Origin of the sequence: Kitasatospora sp. NPDC059648 (assembly GCF_042734825.1) — a bacterium.
GTDB lineage: Bacteria > Actinomycetota > Actinomycetes > Streptomycetales > Streptomycetaceae > Kitasatospora.
This window is the reverse complement of the sequence record NZ_JBHWDU010000145.1, coordinates 1-10,702: the sequence shown is the minus strand read 5'-3', so window position 1 is coordinate 10,702 and position 10,702 is coordinate 1. Positions and strand designations below refer to the sequence as shown.

General features: G+C 76.9%; 14 protein-coding genes. 7 read left to right on the top strand and 7 right to left on the bottom strand.

Annotated features, from left to right (window positions below; genetic code table 11):
* Nucleotides 1-489: 489 nt before the first annotated feature.
* On the top strand, nucleotides 490-1,107 hold the full coding sequence (locus tag ACFV1W_RS38780; protein ID WP_380422083.1) for a hypothetical protein: 618 nt from the start codon (nucleotides 490-492) through the stop codon (nucleotides 1,105-1,107).
* 63 nt (nucleotides 1,108-1,170) lie between these two features.
* On the opposite strand, the gene ACFV1W_RS38775 is transcribed toward ACFV1W_RS38780, so the two are convergent.
* The 3 genes from ACFV1W_RS38775 to ACFV1W_RS38765 all read right to left on the bottom strand — a co-directional run bounded on the left by ACFV1W_RS38775 (nucleotide 1,171) and on the right by ACFV1W_RS38765 (nucleotide 2,598).
* The gene (locus ACFV1W_RS38775; RefSeq protein ID WP_380422081.1) at nucleotides 1,171-1,410 is read right to left on the bottom strand and encodes a hypothetical protein; all 240 of its coding nucleotides are present in this window, start codon (nucleotides 1,408-1,410) and stop codon (nucleotides 1,171-1,173) included.
* A gap of 145 nt (nucleotides 1,411-1,555) precedes the next feature.
* Nucleotides 1,556-1,756 carry a hypothetical protein gene (locus tag ACFV1W_RS38770; RefSeq protein WP_380422080.1) on the bottom strand — a complete coding sequence of 67 codons (201 nt, stop codon included), beginning with the start codon at nucleotides 1,754-1,756 and terminating at the stop codon, nucleotides 1,556-1,558.
* Between the two features lie 212 nt (nucleotides 1,757-1,968).
* Nucleotides 1,969-2,598, bottom strand: coding sequence for a carbonic anhydrase (locus tag ACFV1W_RS38765; RefSeq protein WP_380422078.1), 630 nt, complete (start codon nucleotides 2,596-2,598; stop codon nucleotides 1,969-1,971).
* Between ACFV1W_RS38765 and ACFV1W_RS38760 the strand changes: the two genes are divergently transcribed.
* A complete protein-coding gene (locus ACFV1W_RS38760; protein ID WP_380422077.1) occupies nucleotides 2,597-3,262 on the top strand; it encodes a hypothetical protein in 666 nt (221 codons plus the stop codon). The two genes, ACFV1W_RS38765 and ACFV1W_RS38760, sit on opposite strands and share 2 nt — an antisense overlap.
* Here the strand turns inward: ACFV1W_RS38760 and ACFV1W_RS38755 are convergent.
* On the bottom strand, nucleotides 3,259-4,368 hold the full coding sequence (locus tag ACFV1W_RS38755; RefSeq protein WP_380422075.1) for a PP2C family protein-serine/threonine phosphatase: 1,110 nt from the start codon (nucleotides 4,366-4,368) through the stop codon (nucleotides 3,259-3,261). The genes ACFV1W_RS38760 and ACFV1W_RS38755 overlap by 4 nt on opposite strands.
* Before the next feature lie 102 nt (nucleotides 4,369-4,470).
* On the opposite strand from ACFV1W_RS38755, the gene ACFV1W_RS38750 reads away from it, so the two are divergent.
* Nucleotides 4,471-4,866 carry a helix-turn-helix transcriptional regulator gene (locus ACFV1W_RS38750; RefSeq protein WP_380422085.1) on the top strand — a complete coding sequence of 132 codons (396 nt, stop codon included), beginning with the start codon at nucleotides 4,471-4,473 and terminating at the stop codon, nucleotides 4,864-4,866.
* A gap of 25 nt (nucleotides 4,867-4,891) precedes the next feature.
* Nucleotides 4,892-5,308 carry a VOC family protein gene (locus ACFV1W_RS38745; RefSeq protein WP_380422073.1) on the top strand — a complete coding sequence of 139 codons (417 nt, stop codon included), beginning with the start codon at nucleotides 4,892-4,894 and terminating at the stop codon, nucleotides 5,306-5,308.
* A 284-nt stretch (nucleotides 5,309-5,592) separates the two neighbouring features.
* On the opposite strand, the gene ACFV1W_RS38740 is transcribed toward ACFV1W_RS38745, so the two are convergent.
* Nucleotides 5,593-6,432, bottom strand: a complete 840-nt coding sequence (locus tag ACFV1W_RS38740; protein WP_380422071.1) for a BPL-N domain-containing protein — start codon at nucleotides 6,430-6,432, stop codon at nucleotides 5,593-5,595.
* Between the two features lie 452 nt (nucleotides 6,433-6,884).
* Nucleotides 6,885-7,670 carry an NAD(P)-dependent oxidoreductase gene (locus ACFV1W_RS38735; RefSeq protein WP_380422069.1) on the bottom strand — a complete coding sequence of 262 codons (786 nt, stop codon included), beginning with the start codon at nucleotides 7,668-7,670 and terminating at the stop codon, nucleotides 6,885-6,887.
* Between the two features lie 65 nt (nucleotides 7,671-7,735).
* Here ACFV1W_RS38735 and ACFV1W_RS38730 point away from each other — a divergent pair, with 65 nt between their 5' ends.
* From ACFV1W_RS38730 to ACFV1W_RS38720, 3 genes are all read left to right on the top strand, one after another.
* Nucleotides 7,736-8,635 (top strand): LysR family transcriptional regulator, encoded by a 900-nt coding sequence (locus ACFV1W_RS38730; protein WP_380422068.1) that lies wholly within the window; start codon nucleotides 7,736-7,738, stop codon nucleotides 8,633-8,635.
* Between the two features lie 160 nt (nucleotides 8,636-8,795).
* Entirely contained in the window at nucleotides 8,796-9,356 is a 561-nt protein-coding gene (locus tag ACFV1W_RS38725) for a DUF664 domain-containing protein (RefSeq protein WP_380422066.1), read from the top strand.
* The gene (locus tag ACFV1W_RS38720) at nucleotides 9,353-9,718 is read left to right on the top strand and encodes a hypothetical protein (protein ID WP_380422064.1); all 366 of its coding nucleotides are present in this window, start codon (nucleotides 9,353-9,355) and stop codon (nucleotides 9,716-9,718) included. Before ACFV1W_RS38725 ends, ACFV1W_RS38720 begins: the two co-directional genes overlap by 4 nt.
* Here ACFV1W_RS38720 and ACFV1W_RS38715 read toward each other — a convergent pair.
* Complete coding sequence (locus ACFV1W_RS38715) at nucleotides 9,649-10,260, bottom strand: hypothetical protein (protein ID WP_380422063.1); 612 nt, start codon at nucleotides 10,258-10,260, stop codon at nucleotides 9,649-9,651. The genes ACFV1W_RS38720 and ACFV1W_RS38715 overlap by 70 nt on opposite strands.
* Nucleotides 10,261-10,702 lie beyond the last annotated feature (442 nt).

The window sequence follows — 10,702 nt, the reverse complement described above, 5'->3', positions numbered from 1 at the left end:
TTTTTTTGTGTGTTGGGTTTTTTTTTTTTTTTCTCTGCGGGGCGTTGTTCGTGTGGCCCCCGGGGGCGGGGGGGGGGGGGGCCCCCCCCGCCCCGCCCGCCCCCCCCACCGCCCCTTCCCGGCCCTTTTCGCCCGCCCTCGGCGCAACCCCCCCACCCGGCCACGCCGCCGGTGAAGGCCCCCGGCAGCGGCCGCCCCGCGCGCGGCCGCGCACGCCTCGGTTCCCGGGCCCCGGTGAACGGGGCGGACAAGGGCCGGGGCCGCCAGCGGCACGATCGGAAGAAGGCGGCCCCGGCCCCGGTCCGTTCCCGTACGGGCGGGGCATCGACCGCAAAAGCCCGTACGGCTGCGGTCGCCACCCATGGAACGACTTCAACAGCACTTGAAGTCAAGCCCGGCCGCCCGCCCCGACAGGAAGACCGCCGCCCGCGCCGGGTAGCCTCGCTCCCGGCGGGGGCCGACAGGCAGAACGGAACAAGGGGCGGACGGATGACGCAGCAGCAGCGCGGCTACTGGCGGGACTCGGACGGCTCGCCCGTCGCCGTCAGCCAGGCGCACATCGTGTGGACCAGGGCGGCCTACCCGGCCCTGGTGGACGTCGCACGCCGCTACCACGCGGTGATCACCCACGCCGAGCTGGCCGAGGCCGTCCAGCAGGCCTCCGGGGTGCGCACCAGCATCAACCAGCGGCACTGGATCGGCAAGGTGCTGGCCCTGGTGGCGCGCGAGGCCCACCGGCGCGGCGACCCGCCGCTGACTGCCCTGGTGGTGCACGCAGGCGACGGCATGGTCGGCGCCGCCTACCAGGACGTGCTGGCGGTGGCCGGACAGCCGCCGATCCCGGACGAGATGGACCGCGAGCAGCACGCCGCCGCCGCCCGGCTGGCCTGCTACCGCCACTTCGGCGCCGACCTGCCCGCCGACGGCGGCATCCCGGCGCTGGCCCCGCGGCTGAAGAGCGCCGCGACCCGCAAGAGCGCCGCGACCGGCAAGAGCGCCGCCACCGCAGCCCCCGCGCCGCGCCCGCCGGCGATCTGCCCCACCTGCTTCCTGGAACTGCCGGCGACCCGGGTGTGCGACTCCTGCGGGGCGACCATCGCACCGTGAAACGCCACCCGTCACACGGTGGCCGTCACACCGCGGCCACCGCGCCGTCAAACGGCGCGGTTCTCACACCCCGGCCGCCAGCCTGCCCGGCATGCGCCAGCCCTCGGCCAGGCGGGAGGGGGTCAGGCGTCGGCCCTCGCCGAAGAACCCGCAGAACTTCATGATCAGCGGCTCCCAGCCGACCGGGTCCACGTAGTGGTCGGTGCCCGCCACGATCAGGCACTCGTCCACGTGGGCGCGCACCACGCAGACCGCGAACACCGTGCACCCCTCGCTACCCGCCAGCGCGGTGGCCGCCTCCACCCGGCACTCCAGCTGCACCGGGCACGCGGCGGCCCGCGGCGCCCCGCACCAGCTCACCGGGCAGCTCGCTCAGCCCGGCGGCGCCGAACCCGCTCATGGCGGTAGCCCAGCTCGCGCCGGTACTCGGCGATGTACGGGTTGGCGGTCAGCAGCGCGAGGGCGTCGACGGCGTCCCCTGCGCCGCGCACGGCAGGTTGAACACGCACTCGCCCTCGCGCCGCAGGTCGGCACAGGTCCGGGAGCTGCCGCCCAGCCCCAGCACGCACGACTGGCCCAGCCACCAGGCCGAGGACACCGGCGCCAGGTCGGCGCCGCCGCCCTCGTTGCGCGAGCCGATCAGCACCACCGGGGTGCCGAAGCAGAGGACCTTGAGATCGGTGACCCTGTGCAGGGGAAGAGCCGTTCCCCGGATCGGGAGACGGGCGGACCGGGGATGATCCGCCGCCGGCCACCGACCCTGCCCCCGCCCGCGCACCGGCGCTGGCGGGGATCGGACACCCAGCTCCCGTCAGCTCCCGTCAGCTCCCGTGCACGCCGCCGCCCGGCCGCTGCCGGCCGTCAGCCGACGCCGCGGGCAGCGACCGTACGGGCCTGGCCGTCGTGCAGCCGGTACGACAGCCCCACCACCCCGACACGCCCCTCGGCCACGCGCGAGGCCAGCAGCTGGGAACGCTCCAGCAGCAGGTCCACGGTCTGGCGGATGTGCTCGTCCACGATCGCGTCCCGGTCCTCGATGCCCGCCGCCCGCGCGGACAGCACACTCGGCGTCACCCGCTCCACCACGTCCCGCACGAAGCCCCCGGGCAGCTTGCCCTCCAGCGAGTCCAGCGCCGCCGCCACCGCACCGCACGAGTCGTGCCCGAGCACCACCACCAGCGGGCAGTCCAGCACCGCCACCCCGTACTCGATGCTGCCCAGCGCCTCCGCACCGGTCACATGCCCGGCGGTGCGCACCACGAACAGGTCGCCCAGGCCCTGGTCGAAGATGATCTCGGCGGCCAGCCTGGAGTCCGAACAGCCGAACAGCACCGCGAAGGGCTTCTGCCCCGGCGCGAGCGCCGCGCGCCGCCCGGCGTCCTGGTTCGGGTGCTCGGGCGAGCCGGCGACGAACCGGGCATTGCCCTCCAGCAGCACCCGCAGGGCCTGGTCGGGGTCGCGGATCGGGCCGGATATCGGAGAAGGGATCATGCCCGCCACCCTAGAACGCCCCCGACGCAAGCCGCAGCCGGGGTCCGCCGCACCCCGGCGCCCCGCCCGGGCGAAACGCGGATGCCCGCCCGGCCCCGGCCGTGGGAGCCTGCCCCGCGAACACCGACACGGACCGCGCCTGGCCCTTCGCCACCGCCCGCCTACCGGCCACCTTCGCAGCCTGCACAGCCGACGACGCCCGGACCTGGAACACGCCGCCGCGGGCGAGGACCGGACCCTGTGCGCCGACACACCCCGCACCACCGCCCGCTACCGGCACCTGTTCGGGATCCGCGTCGGCGCCCGCTTCTGCGCCCGCTGCCTGGAACTGGCCGCCGTCGCGCCCCGGCGCCCCAGCGTCCAGGAACGCCTGCACGAGCGCGTCCTGCACGCCGCCCCGGGCGCGCCGCGCCACGACCTGCTGGCCGCGCTGCGCCGCGGCGCACCCGTGCCCACGTGGCTCGACGGCCCGTCGGACTTCCTGGCGCAGCACGCGCACCTCGACGCCCTGACCCAAGGGGCCGGCCCCGCCGCCGCGTTCACCGCACCGGCCCTCGCGATGGCCCGCGCCGAGGACGGCCCCTGGTACTACCTCGTCGCCCTGCCCCGGGACGGCACAGCGCCCCTGGTCGCCCGCGGCCCGCGCGCAAGCGCCCCACGCTAGGGGGCTCGGCGGGCCGGGCGCAGCACCAGCACCGTGACGTCGTCGCGGCTGCGCCCGCCGCTCCAGCGCCGGGCGCACCCGTCCAGCGCCCCCGGCAGCTCGGCGGCCGGGGTGCCGGCCAGGCCCGCCAGGCCCTGCTCGGCCGGGTAGAACGCGCCGGAGGCGTTGCGGGCCTCGGTGATGCCGTCGGTCAGCAGCACCAGCACCCCGCCCTCGGGCAGCCCGAAGCGCTCCACCGCCCGGGGCTCGCCGGTCAGCGCCGCCAGGCCCAGCGGGACCCCGGCGGGCAGCCGCACGGCCTCGACCCGGCCGTCGGCGTGCAGCAGGCACGGCGCGAGGTGGCCGCAGTCGACGGCCCGGACATCGCCGCCGCGCCGCACGCACAGCACGGTGGCGGTGACGAAGCGCTCCAGCTCGCCGCTCTGCACGGCGTAGGCGTTGTGGCGCTCGACCGCCGCCTCCAGGGCGTCGGCCACCGCCGTCAGCTCCGCCTCCCGGAACACCGCCTCCCGGAAGGCGCTCAGCACCGCGAAGCCCGTGCCGATCGCAGGCAGGCCCTTGCCCTGCACGTCACCCACCAGCACCCGGGTGCCGTGCGGAGTCTCGACGACGTCGTACAGGTCACCGCCGACCAGGGTGTCCTCCTCCACCGGCCGGTACAGCCCGAACACATCCACCTCCGCGGTGCGCACCGGCAGCGGCCGCAGCAGCTGGCGCTGCAGCGCCACCGCGCTCTGGCGCATCCGGAACAGCTGGCGCTCGCGCCGCACCCGCCGCGCGCACAGGCCGATCACCGCGGCCTCGGCGGCCACCACGCCCAGCAGGGTGCCCAGCCGGGCCGGCAGGTCCGCGGGCGGGTACAGCACCGAGTGGACCACCACCACGCCGGTCACCCACACCGAGACGGCCACCGTCTGCGCCACCGTGCCCAGGCCCGCCAGCAGCGCGGGCAGGAACACCAGCAGCAGCACCAGCCGGGAACTGGGGCCGCTGGCCGCCTGGGCGAGCAGCACCAGCGCGGTGGCCACCAGCGTCCCTGCGGCCACCGCCCCGTTGCCGGGGACGCGCGGGGAACTCGGGCAGGGCGGTTCGTCGTCTGCGGCCACCCTCCAGGGTGGTCGGCCCGGCCCGGCGACCGCGAGCGGACGGCCGCCGGGCGGGGGAGTGCACCGGCGCCACCCGCTACGGTTGCCGGTGTGCCCACCCCAGTGCCCCTCGACGACCTCGTCCGGCTGCGCCGGGCCCGCGACCGGATGGACCGCGAGTACGACCAGCCGCTGGACGTGCCCGCGCTGGCCGCCACCGCCCTGATGTCGCCCGGCCACTTCTCGCGCAGCTTCCGCGCCGCCTACGGGGAGACCCCGTACAGCTACCTCATGACCCGCCGGATCGAACGGGCCAAGGCCCTGCTGCGGCGCGGGGACCTGAGCGTCACCGACGTGTGCATGGCCGTCGGCTGTACGTCCCTGGGCTCCTTCAGCACCCGCTTCACCGAACTGGTCGGCGAGAGCCCCAGCGCCTACCGTGCCCGCGACCACGCCGACGGCGAAGCGATCCCCGCCTGCATCGCCAAGATCCGCACGCGTCCCGTGCGGCGCACCTGAGGCCCGCTCCCGTACCTTGACGGGCATGAGCATCGAACTCGCACAGTGTTTCATCGCCGTCGACGACCACGACAAGGCGCTCGCCTTCTACCGCGACGTCCTCGGCTTCGAGGTGCGCAACGACGTCGGCTTCGAGGGGATGCGCTGGGTCACCGTCGGCTCGCCCGGACAGCCCGGCGTGGAGATCGTCCTGGAACCCCCGCTGGCCGACCCGCACGCCTCCGAGGACGACCGCCGGGCCGCCGCCGAACTGCTGGCCAAGGGCCTGCTGCGCGGCGTCATCTTCCGCACCGACGACTGCGACGCCACCTTCGAGCGCATCCGCGCCGCCGGCGCCGAAGTCCTCCAGGAACCGATGGACCAGCCCTACGGCGTGCGCGACTGCGCCTTCCGCGACCCGGCGGGCAACATGCTGCGCTTCAACCAGCCGCGCGGGAAGTAGCCCCCGGCCGGCGCCCGCCCGGGGTGCGGCCCGGGCCGGCGAAGACCAGCCGGGCCTGGACGCCCCGGGCCGGGGCCACCGCTGGCGGCAGGGACCACGGACGGCAGGGACCACGGGCGGCAGGGGCCACGGGAGCAGGGGGCGCCGGGGCACGCCCCCGTCAGCCGGGCCGGCAGGACGTGCCGCGGCGCCCGGGCCGGCGGCGCCCGCGGGTGCGCCGCGCCGGAGCCGGGGCCGGAGCCGGGGCCGGGGCCGGGGCCGTGGCCGGGGCCCGGGGTCAGGGGTCAGGGGGCCGGGGCGGTGCCCATCAGGGTGTGCAGCAGGTCCTGGCCCAGGTCCAGGCCGGTGCGCGACTCGTCGGGCAGTTTGTACTCGCGGTACCACTCCGGGGGGGCCTCCGGGTGCGGGCCGCTGACCGCCACCCGCCCCGCGCCGTAGGAGGCGACCACGGCGGCGGCCCGGCCGTTGGTGTAGCGGGCCAGCACCTGCGGGCCCGGGCCGTCCACGTCGAAGTACGGGCCGTCCTGGAAGTACATCTTCCGAGGCTGCCCGCGCCACAGGACGTCGACCAGGTGGTCCTGCTCGTCGGTGACGGTGGCGTCCCGCGAGCTGATGTACTGGCCGGAGTCACCCGGCAGGAGGCCGTAGCCGGGTTCCCTGCCCGCCAGGTAGCCGCCCATGCACAGGCCCAGGTAGTGCCCGCCGGCGCGCACGTAGGAGCGCACCAGCTCCGCGGAGAAGCCCGGGTCGCTGCGCAGCAGGCGCCACGCGCTGCTCACTTCCTGCCCGTTGGTGCCGCCCGGCTGCACGTACAGCGCCACGCCGGACAGCGCGTCCGGGCCGAAGCGGGTCTGTCCGGCGGGCCCGATGTAGCGCACCGCGAAACCGTCGTGCTCCAGCATGTCGTGCGCGGCCTCCGGGCAGCCGTCGCAGGCGGCCGGGCCCCGGTAGACCAGGGCCAGCGGACGGCCGTCGGGGTCCTGGGCGGCCTTGCCGGCCCGGGCCGCCTGGCCCGCCTGGCCTGCGGTGTCGCTGTTGCCGGCGGACGGGGGCGCCCCGCAGGCCGTCGCCACCAGCACCGAGACCGCCAGCGCCAGTGCCGCCGTGACCCGTCCAGCCCTCATGAGACCTGCACCCCTGTCGCCCTCCCCGGCCGTCCCTCATGCCCGGCCATCCTTCGTGCGCTGTCACGACGCTACGTCCCGCCCGCCCCCGCATGCACACCGGCCACCCTGATCGGGTGAACCCGACAGTGAAGGTTGACAGCAGGCCTGGGATCCTTCTCCGCCGCTGCTTCGCCGCCTCCCAGGGGCCCCGCGAGCCCCGGGGGCCGGGGGCGCCCTCAGGCGGTCGCGCGCCGGCGCCACCGCCGGGGCCCGCACGGCCGGGACAACCCCGCCACCTGGGAGGACGCCGACCGGGAGCAGCCGGGCCCGGGCCGCCGAGGCCGCCGCCGCACCCGGCCGGGCCGTGGGGCTGCGGGAACTTCGTCGCGCACGCCGTCCGCCTGCTCGGCCCCGACCACCCCGAGGCCCTGGCCGCCCGCCGCCACCGCGCCGAGCCGCCCGCCAACCCGCTAGCCCTCCCGCAGCGCCCCCACCACCGCCGACAGGTCCAGCTCCGCGATCGACGGATCGGCCAGCAGCACCTGCCGGGCCGCCGACAGCACCGGGCTCGCGCCCGCCAGGGCGAGGTCCTTGGCGGCCAGCCGCACCGGGAAGTCCGACTCCGTGCTGCGCGCCCGGGCCAGGGCCCCCGCGAGCGGCCCGGCCGACAGCACCTCCAGCGCCACCTCCTGCGACACGCCCAACTCCCCGGCGACCGTGAGCACTTCGGCGAGCACGGTGACCGAGGCCACGATGCCGCCGATCACCACGACCTTCAGCGCCGCCCCCGCGCCCGGTCCGCCGCAGCGCCGCACCCGGCCGAGGTGGGCCAGGACGGGCTCGGCGCGCTCCAGGTCGGCGTCCTCGCCGCCCGCGAAGACGCCCAGGGCGCCGTCGGCCGCCGGGCCGACGCTGCCGACCACCGGGGCGTCCACCATGGCGACGCCCTCCGGCAGTCGGGCGCGCAGCCCGGCGACGGCCCGCGGGCCGATCGAGGACATGTCGATCCACAGCGCGCCCGGGGACAGGGCGGGCGTGAACTGCCCGGCGACCTCGGCCACCGCGTCCGGGTCGGACAGCATGGTGACGACGATGCCGGCCCCGGCGACGGCCTCGGCCGGGCCCGCGGCCTCGGTGAGGCCGTCGGCGCGGCCGGGGGAGCGGTTCCAGACGGTCAGCGGGTAGCCGGCGGCGGCCAGGCGACGGGCCATCGGCCGCCCCATCCGGCCCAGGCCCAGAAAGGCGATCTTTTCCATGGCCGCAACGCTAGGCAGCCCCCAGCCAGGCGACAAGCGAATGTCCGGCATGGTATCCATGCGCGATGGACATGGCTTGGCTGGACGTCTTCCGCACCGTCGCCCACCTGGGCTCCTTCACCGCGGCCGGGGAGCGCCTCGGCTTCACCCAGTCCGCGATATCCCGCCAGATCGCCGGACTGGAAGCCGAGTTGGGCGCCCAGCTGTTCGACCGCCTGGCCCGCGGCGTCCGGCTGACCGAGCACGGACGCACCCTGCTCCCGCACGCCGAGGCGCTGCTGGAGCGCCTCGACACCACCCGGCGCGACCTCGTCGCCCTGACCGAACTGGGCGCCGGGCGCCTGCGGGTGGGCGCCTTCGACAGCGCCAACGCCGCACTCGTCCCCAGCGCCCTGGCCGCCTTCCACGCCGCCCACCCGCAGGTGGAGATCGCCCTCACCGAAGGGCTCACCGCCCGCCTGCTGGACCGGCTCGCCGACGGCACGATCGACCTCGCCGTCGTCGCCTCCTACACCGAGAACACCGAAGACGCCTACGACACCGAGCAGTTCGACCTTCGGCCCCTCCTGGACGACCCGGTCCTGGTCGCCCTGCCCCCCGGACACCGCCTCGCCGCCCGGCGCCGCCTCCGGCTGGCCGAACTCGCCGACGAGCCCTGGATCGCCGCCAGCCGCCACCCCGAGTCCACCCTCCTCGCGGCCTGCGTCCGCAGCGGCTTCCAGCCCCGCATCGAGTACGCCGTCGGCGCCTGGACCGCCAAACTGGGCCTGGTCGCCGCCGGGCTGGGCCCCACCCTCATCCCCTCCCTCGCCGCCCGCGCCGCCCGCCCCGACATCGCCCTGGTCCCCCTCCACCCCCAGGACACCCCCGTACGCCGCGTCTGCACCGCCACCCGCCGGGGCCAGCGGGTCGCCCCCGCCGTGGCCGCCTTCACCGCCTCCCTGCGGGCGGCGGCGGGAGGCTGACCTGACCGGGCGGCCCGGCCCCGGCGGCCCCTGCCCGCGCACGTCCGCCGTGGAACGGCCGGGCGCTTGGCGGCGGTACTCCACCCGGGCGCCGGTCACGGCCGGCCGCCCGCCGTAAACCCTTTGACGGGCAAGGGGGGCCGTGGGCGAACATGCCGTTATGGCCGAGCGACCCGAGCGATGGACCCAGGCGACCGTCCATCCCGACATGTGGGCCGACCCGGCCGACGATCCGCGCAACAGCGAAGGGCCGTCCCCGGACGGAGAACGCGCCACCCTCGCCGACTTCCTGACCAACTACCGGCTGACGCTGCGGATGAAGTGCGAGGGCCTGGACGCCGAGCAGCTGGCACGGCGCTCGGTGCCGCCCTCGACGATGTCGCTGCTCGGGCTGGTGCGCCACCTCGCGCAGGTGGAGCGCGGCTGGCGCAACTGGATCACCGAGGGCGAACCGCTGCCGAAGCTGTACGGCGCGCGGGACGCGGACTTCGGCGGCGCGGTGGCCGACCCGGCCGTCGTCGCGGCCGCCTGGCGCGACCTGGAGCGCGAACAGGCCGCACTGGACGCCGAATTGGCCCGTCACGCGGACCTGGGGGAGCGGCTGGGCAGGCAGCGGATCGCGGTACGGGAGCTGCAGGTGCACCGCGTCGAGGAGTACGCCCGCCACTGCGGCCACGCCGACCTGCTGCGCGAGTGCGTGGACGGCCGCGTGGGCCAGTGACGGATGCCGACGCGCCCCTGCGGCGGCCGCGCGCGGTGCCCCTGCCGCAAGGCGGGGCGGCCGACCTGCCGCACGAGCTGTGCGGCGCGGTCGAGGACCCCATCGGCGCCCACGGCGCGCACGACGTCGCCGAGCCCGCCGCCCGGGCCGTGCACGCCGGGCAGGCCGCCCCCGGGCAGGGCGCCCCCGGGCAGGGCGCGCGACCCGCGGCCCTCGACCGGCCGCTGCGCGCCGTGGTGCGGGACACGGCAGGCGCGGCCGCCGCCCGAGGACCGGGCGGCGGCTTGAAGGATCAGGCGCCGGCGCGGCGGCGCCCGAACTCCTCGGGGGTGCGCACCCCGTCCTCCAGGACGGCGCGGTAGACGTCCCAACCGCGCACCGTGCGACCGTAGTCGGGGCTCTGGGCCCAGGCGTGCTTGATCCGCAGGATCGCGGCGCGGGCCCCCGGGGTCAGCCGCGGGGGCAGGTCGCGCAGGTGGGCGAGGTCGGGCTGGCGGGCTGGGTCGTCGACGAACCACAGGTCGAGGGTCCAGTCCCGGCCCTCGCGGGAGCCTTCGGCGGGGGAGCGGTAGGACAGCCCGAGGTAGAGGCCGTCCGGGTAGGCGTCGGGGTCCTCGTTCCAGGCGCCGGTGTCGTTGCGCAGGCGCACCTGCCGCACCCGCCGGTGCAGGGCCAGGCGGGCGCCCAGGGCGGCCACCCGCTCGTGGACGGCCTGGTCCAGGCGCGGGCACACCACCGTGACGTCCAGGTCCCGGCGCACCATCAGCCCCAGCGCCGAACTGCCCACCCGTACCGGTGTGCCGAGGGCGCCGAGCCCGGTGTCCAGGCCCAGGTCGGCGTGGACCGCCTCGGCCTCGGCCTGCAGCGCGGCCTGGTGGCGCAGGAGTTCGTCGTCGGTCGTCATCGGGCCAGTGTGCCAGCGCGCCCGTGCGCCGGCTGCCAGGGGCGGGCGAGCGGTTCGACGGGCCGGGGCGGGCGGGGTGTGGAACGGTGGAAGACCGGGGGTCCTGGCTGCGAAAGCCGCGAGAGGAGTCGCCATGTCGTCCAAGCGCCGCCGCAAGAAGAAGGCCCGGGCCAGGCGCGGGGCCAACCACGGCCGCCGCCCCCAGTGCTGAGCGGCTGAGCCCCCGGGCGGCGGCACCCCGGTGCCGCCGCCCGGGCGTGGTCCTCGCGGCGGGGCAGGCGTAGCGTCGGCAGTGGTCGCGGGCGGGTCCGCCCCCTCGTGCTGGAGTGCCGACATGCCGAGTACCGAGACACCCCCGCCCGGGCCGCCGCCCGGCCCGCCGCCCGGGCCACCGCCCCCGGGCCCACCGCCCGGGCCACCGCCCCCGGGCCCGCCGCCCGGC